Below are 14504 nucleotides of genomic sequence, written 5' to 3'. Positions count from 1 at the left end.
ATAACGTATTATCCTTGTTTTAATTGCGATACAAATGTCCTTACTTTTTCCATATCCTTATAGCCAGGTGTAATTTCAAACTTACTATTAACATCTACAGCAAATAAATCTTTACCTACCTTGTTTTTACTGAAAGCTTGTAAAGCTGCCACATCTTCTGGTTGGATACCGCCACTAATAAAAAATGGCTTGTTAATATTCAAATCCATCAACGCTTCCCAATTAAATTTTTTTCCTGTTCCGCCATAACCTACGCCTTCGGTGTCAAACAAAAACATATCTACAACATCTTGAAAGTCTTTTATTTTCCACAAAATATTGTCATCATCCGACAATCGAAATGCTTTGATAACCGATACATAGTCAGAAATACGTTCGCAGGCTCTTGGACTTTCATCACCATGCAATTGTACGAGGTACAAACCACAGTCGTCCACTGTTTGCAAAATATCTTCTGTATTAGCATTTACAAACACACCAACTTTATTTATGTTGCTTTTTATTTTTTTAATACTTACCGCTGGCATATGCTTAAACACATACCTCGGGCTTTTAGGATAAAAAATAAACCCACAAAACTCTACACCTATTTCGCTTAACTGATGTATTTGATCTAAATCAGTCATACCGCATACTTTTATTCTCATGGCAGTTTTGTTTTCAGTTCATGCACAAAGTCGGCAAAAGCAATAGAAGGTTGGGGTTGCTTCATAAAATTCTCGCCAATTAAAAAGCCCCTAAAACCAGCTTGACGTAAAGTTACGATAGTATCGGTGCTGTTGATACCACTTTCTGCTACAGCTACTTTACTAGTAGGAATACTTTTTATCAGCTCTATAGAGGCATCAATATTCACTATAAAATCTTTTAAGTTGCGGTTGTTTACGCCTACCAAATCTACTTCATCGCAAATATGTGCTAGTTCTTGTTCGTTGTGTATTTCTAGCAATACTTCTAGGCCAATATTTTGGGCAAATGTGGCAAAATGCTGCACCTCTTTAGGCGTTAAGCAAGCTGCTATTAATAATACCACTGCTGCACCGTGGGCTTTGGCTTCTATAAATTGATACTCATCAATCATAAAATCTTTGCGTAGCAAAGGCACTTGATTAAAGGTTGCTTTTTGTAAATCTACTAAGCTACCACCAAAAAAATTAGTATCAGTTAATACAGAAATACCCGAAGCACCATATTGTGCATAAGCGGCCGTAACATCTTCTACAGTTGCCGTGGCGTTAATAATGCCTTTTGAGGGTGATTGTCTTTTATATTCTGCAATAATGCCTGTTTTGGCATCATCAAGCAAAAATTGCTTTAGCGATAGTACAGGTTTTGAGAATAACGGCATTTTTTCTAGCTCGGCAATACTTTTATTGGCTTTTGCTGCAGCCACTTCACCTTTTTTATAGGCAACTATTTTATCAAGAATATTCATAAATATTTTGTGTTCTTTTCTACTTGTTCAATATTATTTCGTTTTCAATGACAGTTTTCTAACGCATTACGTTTTCGCCAACTACACAATTTTAATTTTCTACACGCTCGCCAAAGCTTCTACACAGTTAAATGCTATTTCTATATACTCGCCAGACCTTCTACACAGTTAAAATTCATTTCTACACGCTCGCCAGAGCTTCTACATGGTCAAAATTCGTTTCTACACGCTCGCCAGAGCTTCTACATGGTCAAAACTTGCTCTACGAAGTCTCTGACTTTGTAGTTTCTATGTTCTTTATAGTCTGCGACTATTTATAATAATAAAACATCAATAATCCCTTTTCTCAAAGCATAATTTGCTGCGCTTGAATCTTGCTCTACGAAGTCTCTGACTTCGTAGTTTCTATGTTCTTTATAGTCTGCGACTATTTATAATAATGAAACATCAATAATCCCTTTTCTCAAAGCATAGTTTGCTGCGCTTGAATAAATATAATCCTCTGCATTTGCAACTATCCCAGCCCTCACAGGATTTCGATGAATGTAATTCAGTTTCGTTAAAGTAAAATCTTCTGTAAAACATTCTTCTGGATGGTTATCATTTGTCCAAATTTGGTAATTTTCATTACGACTATGTCTACTTGCATAAAACTTAAACTGGTGCAACATCCATAATCTTCTACTTTCTTTGTCACTTTCTATAATTTTCATCATAGAGCGATGGGTAAACTTTTTAAAATCTCTGACAATGTCACTTAGTGTATCTTGCTTTGTTGCTCTTGCTATCAAATGCACATGATTACTCATTATAACATAAGCATTTAACTCTAATCCTTTTTCCTTTATGCAATAGTTAAAAGATTCAACCAGAATATCCTTGTACTCTTTTCGTGTAAACAAATCTATCCAGCCACAAACCGTTAGTGTTAAAAAGTGCCTTGCTTGTGGGTTGCGTATCTGGTAACCGCCTTTGGCTACAATATCTTCCATTTTAATCTCTATTAAAACTTCAAATCATTCTAAATACTCTACGAAGTTTCTGACTTCGCAGTTTTTGTGTTCTTTATAGTCTGCAACTATGTTTAAGAAAGTCAGAAACTTAAAAGAACATAGAACATTCGAAGTCAGAGACTTCGAACAGCATAAAACAGCATAAGTAAAATTTTAATCTACATTAAAACTTCAAATCATCCTAAATGCTCTACGAAGTCTCTGACTTCGCAGTTTTTATGTTCTTTATAGTCTGCAACTATGTTTAAGAAAGTCAGAAACTTAAAAGAATTTAGGGCATTCGAAATCAGAGACTTCGAACAGCATAAAACAGCATAAGTAAAATTTTAATCTACATTAAAACTTCAAATCATCCTAAATGCTCTGCGAAGTCTCTGACTTCGCAGTTTTTATGTTCTTTGTAGTCTGTGATTATGTTTAAGAAAGTCAGAGACTTAAAAGAACATAGAGCATTCGAAGTCAGAGACTTCGAACAGCATAAAACGAGACTTCGAACAGCATAAAACAGCATAATTAAAATTTTACTGCAAGGCTATCAACGTTTGCAAACAATGGTAAGCCGCTTTACTTTCTAAGCTAATAACGGCTGCATTATAAGCATCATCATAGCTTGTAAAACGGCCTGTACAATACAAAGCCATCGCACTATTGGCCAATACCACTGCATTTTGGGCCCATGTACCTTGACCTTTAATAATGGTTTCGAATATTTTAGCAGCTTCTTCTACCGTATTGCCGCCATAAATATCTTGGGGCATTACCATGCGTTTGCCCAATTGCTGCGGCGTCTTGATGCTTTCACCTTCGTTAGTAATTACTTTAGTATCGTTGGTTAACGAAATTTCATCGTAGCCATCCAAGCTGTGAATAACTGTAAATGGCTTGCCCGTTTGTTGTAGCAAATAATTGTAAATGCGTGCCATTTCTAAATTGTACACACCTACTAGTTGATAACTCGGATTGGCAGGATTTACCATTGGCCCAAGCATGTTGAAAAAGGTACGCACACCCAAATTTTTACGGATTGTTCCTACTGCTTTTAACGCAGGGTGAAACAATGGTGCATGTAAAAAACAAATATTGGCCTCTTTTACTTCTTGTTGCAATTTGGCAATATCGTTTTTATGCTTGTACCCAAGTTGTTCCATGACATTACTTGCACCACTGATAGAGGATGCACCATAGTTACCATGTTTCGCTACTTTTTGGCCTGCACCAGCTACGATGAAACAACTTAGTGTAGAAATGTTGAAGGTATTTTTACCATCACCACCTGTACCTACTATATCCATCACTTTATAGTCGCCTAAATCTACTTTTACGCAAAGTTCTAACAAAGCATCTCTAAAGCCTTGTAACTCTTCTATGGTGATGCTGCGCATTAAATACACCGTCATAAAAGCTGTTACTTCATGTTCGTTGTATAAACTTCTACCTATGCCTAGCAATACATCTTTGGCTTGCTGATAACTAAGTGTTTTATGTTCGAATAAGTATTGTAGTATCTTTTTCATTGTCTTTTATAATCGCTTTCAGTAAAATATTTTAATGCAATACCTTCCTTTAAAATTTCATCAGCATCATGTCTGAATAACTGATAAACTTCTGCATTTTGATTTCTAAGTCTTGCAAGCCAAGTACAAATAATAGAGAATTGCTCCCCAACTGTTCCACCAATACCAAATTCTGTAATCATGTCATCAATAACATATGAACGGTTATTTTCTCTAAGAATTTGATAAACGTTTTGAATTCTCTCATTCCAAGACATAACTATAAGTTTAACCAATTTCTCATAATCTTTTCGCCATCTGGTGTTAATACACTTTCTGGATGAAATTGCACCCCTTGTACATCGTAGGTTTTGTGCTGCAATGCCATGATGAAATTATGTTCATCACGTGCAGTAACTTCTAGTTCTGAAGGAAAATCCTCATCGCTAACAACCCAACTATGATAACGACCAACAGTGAATTCGTTAGGAAAACCTGCGAATAAATTGTTTCGTGAACGGTGCGTAATGAATGGTGAATGATTGACTACTGACGACTCACTATTGACTAACTGTATTGGCGTTGCGATACCATGATATACCGAAGATAAATTGGTAAGCTTACCACCAAACGCCTGACCAATAGCTTGGTGCCCTAAACAAACACCCAAAATAGATTTGGTAGCCGCATATTGCTTAATGAGAGGCAATAGTAAACCTGCTTCTTCTGGAATGCCTGGTCCTGGCGATAAAATGATTTTATCGTATTGGTTCACATCTTCTAAAGCAATTTCATCGTTACGAAAAACAGCTACTTTTTGATGGGTAATTTTTTCTACCAAATGCACCAAGTTGTAGGTAAAAGAATCGTAATTATCAAAAACCAAAATTTTCATCATTGTTATTTTTAAAACCAAACGAATACTTGTTCATTGCTTCGCTTAGGTTGCCGATTAAAGATTAAACCGCCGCAGTGTGCGACGCAACAACAGCTACATAGCAGTACTGATGCTGGTTACATAAAACAATTATGCACCAATATCGTTGGCGAATTCAATAGCTTTTTTAAGTGCATTGAGTTTGTTATTGACTTCTTGCAACTCGCTTTCAGGATTAGAAGCAGCTACCACACCTGCACCTGCTTGGTAAAACAGTGTATTGTTTTTGCTTAAAAAAGTGCGAATCATAATAGCGTGATTGCAATTGCCATCAAAACCCATAAAGCCAATCCCGCCTCCATAATAGCTGCGATTGGTAGTTTCGAAACTGTCTATTAAATGCATGGCTTTGATTTTAGGCGCACCGCTTAAAGTGCCAGCAGGAAAGGTTTTCGCCAATAACTCAAAAGGATTGCTATTAGGGCGAACGGTTGCGTTTACCTCGCTTACCAAATGAATCACATGGCTATAATATTGCACCTCACGGTAGTGACTTACACGCACATCATCGCACACACGGCTAAGGTCGTTACGAGCCAAATCAACCAACATTACATGTTCTGCATTTTCTTTAGGGTCAAGCAATAGACGTTCTGCGGCTTCATGGTCGGTAGCATCGTTACCAGTGCGCTTAAATGTACCAGCAATTGGGTGAACAGTAGCTTTGCCATTGGCAATTACCAACTGACTTTCAGGCGAAGAACCCATTAATTTATAATCACCATAATCGAAGAAAAACAAGTAAGGCGAAGGATTGATATTGCGTAAAGCTCGGTACACATTAAATTCATCGCCTGTAAAACTTTGCTGAAAGCGGCGGCTCAATACAATCTGAAACACATCGCCTCTAAAGCAACTTTGAATGCCTTTTTTCACCATCTCAACATAAGCCTCGTTGGTAATATTGGACGTTTCTACACCGCTTACCGCAAAAGGATAAGTAGGTACATCTTTACTTTTAATCAAGCTTTCTACTACTTGCACATCGCTATCTAGGCCAACAATTTTGTTCTCGCACAAGTACAATTCATCTTTAAAATGATTGATAGCAATAACATACTGGTACAAGCGATAGCGCATTAAAGGAATGGCTGTATGTTGAGTATCGTGGGTGGTTAATTTTACAGAATCAAAAAATTGTACCGCATCGTAAGTGGTATAGCCATATAAGCCTTGGGCAAATTTGGCAGCTTTATCGACAGATTCAGACGCTTCAAAGCGGTTCATAAAATGCCAGAGATGCGTAGGCACTTCGTTAATTTTATTAATCAACATACGTTCTGGCTGCTGCGCTGGCAATTTAAATTCAATGCTTTTGGTATCGGTAATTTCTATACCTGCAATGGCATTAATCCCAATAAAACTGTAACTATTTTCTGCTACATGGTTATCGGTACTTTCTAGCAAAATGGTATCGCGAAATTTATCACGAACGCGCAAGAAAATACCTACTGGTGTATACACATCAGCAAGCATTTTTTTAACCTTGGTTTCTATTACTATCTTTTTCATTTGCCCTAGCCCCAAAGGGAATTATTATGTTTTGTTCTAAATATGTTTCCTTCTTAAATCTTTTTAATCAAAAAAATCTTACACAATCTTGGTTCAGACAACTACTAATGAAAAAAGCCCCAACATGCTGTCGGGGCTTTCTTTGAAATATATTTTTTCAAATCAGTAATGTTCATGACATTACAATACCCCTATTAGGTTTGTATGCCACCACCACTGATTATTTGAAGTTGTTTGTTTCATTTGAGATGCAAATATGGGTTGATGAATTGTAAGTGCCAAAAAAAGTTACAAAATCCCCTTCGTACTCGGTAAATAATTACTCAAAGGATCACGTTTTACAGCCATTTTAATGGCTTTGGCAAAAGCTTTAAAAATGGCTTCAATTTTATGATGTTCATTATCGCCTCTACATTCAATATTCAAATTGCATTTGGCGGCATCGCTGAACGATTTAAAAAAGTGACAAAACATTTCAGTTGGCATTTCACCAATTTTTTCTCGTTTAAATTCAGCGTCCCATACCAGCCAATTTCTACCACCGAAATCAATCAATACTTTCGCTTCGGCTTCATCCATTGGCAATGCAAAACCATAACGCTCCATGCCACGTTTGTCTGCCAAAGCTTTGGCAAAAGCTTCACCTAAAGCCAAGCCTGTATCTTCAATGGTGTGGTGTTCATCGATATGTAAATCGCCTTTGGTAACAATGTTTAAATCCATTTTGCCATGACGCGCAATTTGGTCTAGCATATGATCGAAAAAGCCCAAGCCTGTTTCTATATGCGCATTACCACTGCCATCTAAATTCAGTTCTACGCGTATTTTGGTTTCATTGGTGTTGCGTTCATGGATGACATGCCGCAGACCCAACTTGAGAAACTTATAAATCTCATCCCAATGGATGGATTCTAAAGCAATAGTCGCTTGCAAATCTTTTACGGCATCACTTATTTCTGCGCCACCAAGGTTAGGATCGTTGTTTAACCAAATGGCCTTGCAACCTAGATTTTTGGCCAATTGCACATCGGTAATTCTATCGCCAATAACATAGCTATTAGCAATATCGTAGGCATCATTGTTTAAGTATTTCGTTAGCATAGCAATACCTGGTTTACGCGTCGGTAAATTTTCGGCCGGTAAAGATTTGTCGATATACACAGCAGAAAACACAACACCTTCATTCTCGAAAGCCTGCATGATAAACTGCTGTATTGGCCAAAAAGTTTCTTCTGGAAAACTAGCAGTACCAAGCCCGTCCTGATTGGTAACCATTACCAGCTCGTACTCAAATTCTTTGGCAATACGAGCCATATACTGAAAGGCATTTGGGTAAAATTCTACTTTATCCCAACTATCAATTTGATAGGTAGGTGGCTTTTCTTTTATTAACGTACCGTCTCTGTCTATAAATAAAATTCGTTTCATAATAAGCTTAGGGGAACTATTTTGTGTAATGGTATTTACATTGTGCAATGTAAACATGTGTATCATCTACTTTATACACTAACCGATGTTCATCAGTAATTATTCTGCTCCAATAGCCTTTATATAAATGCTTTAAGCTTCTGGTTTACCAATGCCTTCAAAAGGATTTCTTTGGATATCTTTTATCAATTCGCCTATTCGAATAGCTATTTTCTTGTCTAGAGTTACCCATTCTTGATACTGTTGAAAGGCTAATACGTCGAAACAAATTAGCCTCATAATAAGTCGTTGGCATTAACTGTTACTAGATCTGATTGATTGTCAATACGGTGGATTGCATCAAGCAATTGCTGATGATTTTCTTTTGATTGCATGAGGTATTCTGTAGCATCTTCCTGCAAAGCATTAGATGTTTCCTCTTCTTCTCTCACGCTTATTAAAACCTGTTTACCTTGTACAAATGCCTTAAGTTTATGAAAGAATTCAAGTGTAAAATCATCATCGTGTAATGTTATTGTTGCTTCCATCACTTATAATTTTACTCAAAAATAGCAAATTAAATCTATTTCTTTTTTACGCCTCGCACAGCTTGAACTTCTGCGGGTGTAACAGCGCTCGCTTTATTGCCCCAACTAGCGCGAATAAAGGTTAATACATCTGCAATTTGCAGGTTGGATAATTCTTGATGCGGAGCCATATTATTGCTATAATATTCACCATCAATAGGTACTCTATCTGTCATACCTCTTAGCACAATTGATATAATTTTTTTCTTATCACCTACTACATCTGTGCTCTCGTACAACGGTGGATTTAAATGTGGTACACCACCTCCATCTGCTTGGTGGCAGCTTAAACACTCTTTTTGATAAACAACTTTACCTCTTTCTATAGACGTAGCTGCATTGTTGACTACCACTTTTGGTTGTGGCTTTTTCACCTGCGCCACTACACAAAATAAAACGGTTACTGAAAAGAAGCTGAGTAATAACACTTTTTTCATGTGTAATTTTTTAATGATTGGTATTACTTGAAATGCAATAATAAAATAAAAAAAGCTCCGTTGCGAACAAACCATGCAGTGTGCAACGCAACGAAACTTATTAATAATCTACAGCTGGTAACCAAAAATTATTTACCAGAATATACAATACGATAAATAGTACCTTTTGAATCGTCGCTTACATACAACGAACCGTCTGGACCTTGAGATAAACCACAAGGACGATGCTCGGCGCTGCGTGTTGAGGTTACCACTTCTTTACCTGAAAAACCATCAGCAAAAATTTCCCAATCACCATTTGGCTTACCATCTTTAAACGGCTGAAATACAATAAAATAGCCTTTTTGTGGCAATGGTGCACGATTCCAGCTGCCATGAAATGCAATAAAAGCGCCATTTTTATACTTTTCTGGAAACTGATTGCCTGTGTAAAATAAGATATCATTTGGTGCCATATGACCAGGATATGCCGCCACTGGATCTTGAAAAGCTGGGTCGGTTGATACTTTTTTGCCATCACCACCATATTCTGGTGCTACCATTTTTTTACCTATCAAATGGTTATAGTAGGTAAACGGCCAGCCGCAATTAGAACCTTGTTTTAATTCAAACATACATTCTGAAGGTAACTCTGCACTTGCAATACTATCATAAAATTGAGGCCAGTTTTGATACAATTGGTCACGACCATGTTGCATTACGAATAATGAATTGGTTTGGGTGTTCCAACGTAAACCAACCACATTACGTAAGCCTGTTGCATAGCGCACGCCATCGCTATAGGTTTGGTTAAGCTTATCGGCTTTAAATTTCCAAATACCGCCTGCAGAATCTAAAATTGGACAAGGCATCATACCTTTAGAACTATTGGTTCTATCTTTTTCTTGACAAGAATTTGAATAGGCACCAATATTTACATATATATTACCAGCATCGTCAAGCGCAACAGTTTTATTTTCGTGTTGGTGACGGTTTAATAAGCCAGTGATAACCACTTCGGGTGCATTTGGATTAATCACTTCGTTATTTGCATCAAGCTTATAGCGAAACACTTGTTCATCGCTGCAAGCATACAAATAACCATTTTTAATGGTGATACCAGTACCTGTGAATGTGCCGAAAGACTTTACAATTTCGCCCTTACCATTGGCATTTACTTTTAGTTCTAGTATACCTTTACCATCTACGAGCTTACTACTTTTTACGTAAACATTACCCTGTGGCGTAACGGTTAAATGTCTTGCTCTACCTACATTTTCTGCTACTGTTAATGCACCAAAGCCAGATGGCAATTTCAAGCCTGCATTGTCGGCGTCGGCAACTACAGTTGTATTGGGTTTTACCGCCTTAGTACTATCACCGCCGGAACAATTGGCAAATGATGCAGTAGCTGCAAGCAATAAAACACTAGTTACATACATTTTCATTTATTACTATTTTAGAGGTTAAAGTTATTGGTTTGAATGGCAACAAACAATACCGTTAATAACATGCAATAAAACACAAAACTGCCATCAACGGTTGGATTGATGGCAAAAAAAATTTAATCGCCCTATTTTACAGTAGTAGTTGTTATTGTTGAAATACTAACTGGCGCCTCATTGCCCATAGCTAATACAGTACCTGACATTTCAGTTTTTGTGGCATCTGCTTTTAAAATAGCAGTGGCTGCATCGTAAACACGCACCGAAGTGGTAGTTCCAGTGAGGTTTTGCTTTACATCCATTCCCATTTGTTGAACAGTGCCTTCTACTTTCATATTAGTGGTTGCAGTAACTTCAATTTCAGTGGCTGTTACTTTAGTAACTGTATAAATGGTATTTGTTTTTGAGCCATCATTGCTTATTTCCTCTGTCCATTTATAGCCTTCTTTAATATTTGCAGCACCAAGTGTTAAAAATACCATTTTCGCTAATTCAGCATTTGTAGGTAAGCCACTCATTCCAACATTAGCTTTCCCTTTTATTTTACCATCTTCTAAGGCAACATCTTCTTCTTTATTAAGATTTTTCATCAACTCTGCTGCCTGTGGGATAGATGCAACACTTTTATCATCACTACTAAATGTCATTTCCTGCCCCATCATACTACTGCTTCCAAACACTTTACGAAGCGTTACACCTGTATTTAGGGTATTTGCGTCAATAGATTTTGGCACTAAATCTACCATTAATGTAGTGGTTGCGGGTATTTCCATTTCTTGCCCCATCATATTTACTTTCGTAGATAGTTTGGAACTACTTTCAAGGTGTACTATTTTACCCAAAGGTATTTTGCTTACTTGGGCTTTAGCTACTATAGCAATTAACAGCGTTGCACTAACAATTATTTGTTTCATTTATATTTATTATTAATTAAAAAAAATTACCAGCTACCACTTGCGCCACCCCCGCCACTGTCGCCACCACCAAAACCACCAAAACCGCCACCACTGTCACCACCGCCATCACTCCAACCGCCACCACCGCCTCTTACACCACCAAGCATGCTACCAATGATGAACGGTGTAATAAAATCGCCACCACGTCCCCCACTACCGCCACCTCTACTAGACAACACAATAATAATGATAACAATGAGGATAATCCCCAAAATAGTACCACCGCCACCATTACCTTTTATTGCTTTTTTCTCCCTAGCTACATGGTATTCACCGGCTGCGGCTTTACTCAAATTATCAACTGCAGTATTCAAGCCATCAAAATAATTGCCTAGTTTAAAGTTGGGTTTTATATCATTGTCAATAATATCATTTGCCGTAATATCGGGTATAGCGCCTTCTAAACCGTAGCCAACTTCTATGCGTATTTTTCTATCTTCAATTGCTACTAAAACAAGTATACCATTTTTTGTTTTTTTATTTCCAATGCCCCATTCTCTAAAAGTAGCATTCGCAACATCCTCAATTGACTCGCCATTTAAAGATTTGACAGTAAGTATTGCAATCTGATTACTAGTACTATCATCTAATGCAATTAGCTTTCGCTCAAGTGTTTCCTGCTCTGTGGAAGATAAAATATTCGCGTTATCTACCACCAACCTTTGTGGAACAGGTTTAGGAATAAACTTTTGTGCCGAGGTATTGAACACGGCAATAACTACCAGTATAAAGAGAAGAATTTTTTTAATCATTATACGAATTAAAAATACATGACTCTAATTATGAACAATTTCACGAATTACACAAAAAAATCAGCAGAAATCAACTTTATCTGCGTCACCAGCGTTCCTATTAAATACCAAATACAATATCGTCAGGCAATTCGTTAACATCGTTTACCTTATCGTAAGGAAAATGTGTGGCTAAAGCATCACCTATTGAAAGCACCACTTCGCAAATACCTTCCACATAATCGCTACTATTAAAGTGGCTAATCATAGTTTTTACCTGTTCGTTCCAGAAAGTAGCCCCCGTTTTTTGATAAATACCAACATCGCCATATATAGCTAATTGACGATGAGACATCGCTATATAAACCAACACCGCATTTCGTTCTGCGGTGTTGTACATATTTAGTTCATCAAATATTTCTTTGGCACGGTCTATTGGGTTTACAAAACGGCATTTACTTTCTATAAAAATCCGCACCTCGCCACTTGTTTGTAGCTCGGCTGTTTTTACAGCGTTTACAATGCGTTCTTTCTGCTCAATAGTAAATAAATCTGCCGCCTTACGCTTAAAGAATTGAAACATGATGAGATTTTAAAATTTCACTTCAGGTGCTTTTTCGCTACCAGCTTCTGCTTGGAAATAAGATTTGTCTTTAAAGCCAAACCAGCCACTATAAATATTGTTGGGGAACGATTTAATTTTCGAATTGTAATCTTTTACAGTTTCGTTGTAATCGTTTCTAGCAATATTAATTCGGTTTTCAGTGCCTTCTAACTGTGCTTGCAAACCTCTAAACGCTTCGTTTGCTTTAAGGTTTGGATAGTTTTCTGTGATACTTAACAACTTGCCCAAAGCTTGTGAAATTTGTCCTTGTGCCTGTTGAAACTGTTGCAATTTCTCAGGGGTTAAATCACTTGCATTTACTTGCATTTGTGTTGCTTTTGCTCTTGCTTCTACCACATTGGTAAGGGTTGTTTGCTCAAAGTTTGCCTCGCCTTTTACAGTGTTTACAAGGTTTGGTATCAAATCACTTCTACGTTGATAAGCACTTTGTACCTTGCCCCATTTTTCGTTTACATTTTCTTGTAAGGCTGTAGCACTTTTTTGAAAATTAATAGATCCACAACCTACGCAGCCACCCAAAAGCAGTATAAAACCTAAAATACTAATTAAAACCAAGTTCGATGTTTTCATGATGTTTTAAAATTTTCGTGTTAAAGATATAGCAAACCAAATACCGATAAATTTTCAAGTCGTTCTGTCAGTAAAATATTTTTCATGATACAAACATAAGTACTGCTATGAAACTTTTCTTGCGTCGCACTCTTGCACGTTGAGTTCTCTTCTGAGCTTTTACCGAATCGAATATTGAACCATAAGAACAGATCGATACAAAGTTTCTTAAACAGATACCATATTTTCTAATCTCATATATCTCAAAATGTTACAGCCGCTAAAATGTTTATTTTGCAGCTATGCAACTACAACAAAACGTCTCGTTAAAGCCATACAACACCTTTGGCATCAATGTATTAGCAAAATATTTTGCTAGCTTTTCCAACATTGATGAATTGTCTGAATTATTAAGTCATCATACATCTCAAATCTCAAATCATAAATTGATACTCGGTGGCGGCAGCAATATTTTATTTACGCAAAACTTCGATGGTCTTGTATTAAAAAACGAACTCAAAGGCATTAGTTTAATAAATGAAGACGCAGATTATTATTACGTAAAAGCCGCTGCAGGCGAGGTATGGCAACAATTTGTGCAGCACTGCATTGCTAATAATTATGCAGGCATCGAAAACCTAAGCCTAATACCCGGTAATGTAGGCGCAAGCCCCATGCAAAATATTGGCGCTTATGGTGTAGAAATTAAAGACATCTTCCACAGTTTGGAGGCTTATCATATACAAGATCGAAAAATTGTAATATTTTCTTTAAACGATTGCCAATTTGGCTATCGAGAAAGTGTTTTTAAGCGACAATACAAAGGGCAGTTTGTCATTTTAAGCGTCACCTATAAACTGCATAAGCAACCAGTTTTCAATACAAGCTATGGCGCCATTAATGCTGAATTGGAACAAATGGGGGTGAAAGAATTGTCTATACAAACAATTTCACAAGCTATCATCAATATTCGAAGTAGCAAATTGCCAGACCCTAAAAAAATAGGTAACGCAGGCAGCTTTTTTAAAAACCCACAAATTTCTAAGTTTAGGCTACATGTAATGAAAGAAGATTATGAAAAAATTCCAGCTTATCCCGTAGATGATACCTACTTTAAAATCGCAGCAGGTTGGTTAATAGAGCAATGTGGCTGGAAAGGCTTTCGCAAGGGCGATGCAGGTTGTAATCCTCTACAGGCTTTGGTGTTAGTAAATTATGGCAACGCTACTGGCAAAGAAATATTTGATTTATCTACAGAAATCATCCAATCAGTAGAAGCCAAATTTGGTATTACACTAGAGAGAGAAGTGAATATTATGTAAACATACTCAACCCCAAAAAATAGTTTGTAAAAAAGCCCATACAGCAGCATACTATGTGGGCTTTGTTTATACTTAC

General features: G+C 36.9%; 16 protein-coding genes and 1 pseudogene. 1 reads left to right on the top strand and 16 read right to left on the bottom strand.

The window, feature by feature from the left end; genetic code table 11:
* Nucleotides 1-8: 8 nt before the first annotated feature.
* From ACFOW1_RS01370 to ACFOW1_RS01295, 16 genes and pseudogenes are all read right to left on the bottom strand, one after another.
* On the bottom strand, nucleotides 9-647 hold the full coding sequence (locus ACFOW1_RS01370; RefSeq protein WP_379011730.1) for a phosphoribosylanthranilate isomerase: 639 nt from the start codon (nucleotides 645-647) through the stop codon (nucleotides 9-11).
* Complete coding sequence (trpC, locus tag ACFOW1_RS01365; RefSeq protein WP_379011727.1) at nucleotides 644-1435, bottom strand: indole-3-glycerol phosphate synthase TrpC; 792 nt, start codon at nucleotides 1433-1435, stop codon at nucleotides 644-646. The genes ACFOW1_RS01370 and trpC overlap by 4 nt, the downstream gene beginning before the upstream one ends.
* A gap of 431 nt (nucleotides 1436-1866) precedes the next feature.
* On the bottom strand, nucleotides 1867-2427 hold the full coding sequence (locus ACFOW1_RS01360) for an REP-associated tyrosine transposase (RefSeq protein WP_379011726.1): 561 nt from the start codon (nucleotides 2425-2427) through the stop codon (nucleotides 1867-1869).
* 542 nt (nucleotides 2428-2969) lie between these two features.
* Complete coding sequence (gene trpD, locus ACFOW1_RS01355) at nucleotides 2970-3962, bottom strand: anthranilate phosphoribosyltransferase (protein WP_379011725.1); 993 nt, start codon at nucleotides 3960-3962, stop codon at nucleotides 2970-2972.
* Entirely contained in the window at nucleotides 3959-4219 is a 261-nt protein-coding gene (locus tag ACFOW1_RS01350; protein WP_379011724.1) for a hypothetical protein, read from the bottom strand. Before ACFOW1_RS01350 ends, trpD begins: the two co-directional genes overlap by 4 nt.
* A gap of 2 nt (nucleotides 4220-4221) precedes the next feature.
* Entirely contained in the window at nucleotides 4222-4836 is a 615-nt protein-coding gene (locus ACFOW1_RS01345) for an anthranilate synthase component II (RefSeq protein ID WP_379012367.1), read from the bottom strand.
* A gap of 132 nt (nucleotides 4837-4968) precedes the next feature.
* A complete protein-coding gene (locus tag ACFOW1_RS01340) occupies nucleotides 4969-6390 on the bottom strand; it encodes an anthranilate synthase component I family protein (protein WP_379011722.1) in 1422 nt (473 codons plus the stop codon).
* A 288-nt stretch (nucleotides 6391-6678) separates the two neighbouring features.
* Nucleotides 6679-7818 carry a bifunctional histidinol-phosphatase/imidazoleglycerol-phosphate dehydratase HisB gene (gene hisB / locus ACFOW1_RS01335; RefSeq protein ID WP_379011720.1) on the bottom strand — a complete coding sequence of 380 codons (1140 nt, stop codon included), beginning with the start codon at nucleotides 7816-7818 and terminating at the stop codon, nucleotides 6679-6681.
* Between the two features lie 16 nt (nucleotides 7819-7834).
* Nucleotides 7835-8097, bottom strand: a pseudogene (locus ACFOW1_RS01330) (Txe/YoeB family addiction module toxin).
* The gene (locus ACFOW1_RS01325) at nucleotides 8094-8345 is read right to left on the bottom strand and encodes a hypothetical protein (protein WP_379011718.1); all 252 of its coding nucleotides are present in this window, start codon (nucleotides 8343-8345) and stop codon (nucleotides 8094-8096) included. The pseudogene ACFOW1_RS01330 and the gene ACFOW1_RS01325 overlap by 4 nt, the downstream one beginning before the upstream one ends.
* Before the next feature lie 35 nt (nucleotides 8346-8380).
* Entirely contained in the window at nucleotides 8381-8821 is a 441-nt protein-coding gene (locus ACFOW1_RS01320) for a c-type cytochrome (protein WP_379011715.1), read from the bottom strand.
* A gap of 128 nt (nucleotides 8822-8949) precedes the next feature.
* Nucleotides 8950-10248: a PQQ-dependent sugar dehydrogenase gene (locus ACFOW1_RS01315; protein WP_379011713.1), complete on the bottom strand. Its 1299-nt coding sequence runs from the start codon at nucleotides 10246-10248 to the stop codon at nucleotides 8950-8952.
* Nucleotides 10249-10373: 125 nt separating this feature from the next.
* Nucleotides 10374-11159, bottom strand: a complete 786-nt coding sequence (locus ACFOW1_RS01310; RefSeq protein WP_379011710.1) for a hypothetical protein — start codon at nucleotides 11157-11159, stop codon at nucleotides 10374-10376.
* Between the two features lie 26 nt (nucleotides 11160-11185).
* Nucleotides 11186-11953 (bottom strand): TPM domain-containing protein, encoded by a 768-nt coding sequence (locus ACFOW1_RS01305; RefSeq protein WP_379011708.1) that lies wholly within the window; start codon nucleotides 11951-11953, stop codon nucleotides 11186-11188.
* 100 nt (nucleotides 11954-12053) lie between these two features.
* Complete coding sequence (locus ACFOW1_RS01300) at nucleotides 12054-12515, bottom strand: TPM domain-containing protein (protein ID WP_379011706.1); 462 nt, start codon at nucleotides 12513-12515, stop codon at nucleotides 12054-12056.
* 9 nt (nucleotides 12516-12524) lie between these two features.
* The gene (locus ACFOW1_RS01295; protein WP_379011705.1) at nucleotides 12525-13127 is read right to left on the bottom strand and encodes a LemA family protein; all 603 of its coding nucleotides are present in this window, start codon (nucleotides 13125-13127) and stop codon (nucleotides 12525-12527) included.
* A 281-nt stretch (nucleotides 13128-13408) separates the two neighbouring features.
* Between ACFOW1_RS01295 and murB the strand changes: the two genes are divergently transcribed.
* The gene (murB, locus tag ACFOW1_RS01290; RefSeq protein ID WP_379011703.1) at nucleotides 13409-14428 is read left to right on the top strand and encodes a UDP-N-acetylmuramate dehydrogenase; all 1020 of its coding nucleotides are present in this window, start codon (nucleotides 13409-13411) and stop codon (nucleotides 14426-14428) included.
* Nucleotides 14429-14504: the final 76 nt, after the last annotated feature.

The sequence above is a fragment of the Parasediminibacterium paludis genome, assembly GCF_042651445.1.
Classification (GTDB): domain Bacteria; phylum Bacteroidota; class Bacteroidia; order Chitinophagales; family Chitinophagaceae; genus Parasediminibacterium; species Parasediminibacterium paludis.
The sequence above is the reverse complement of the archived record's forward strand: the minus strand, read 5'-3'. Positions and strand labels throughout refer to the sequence as shown.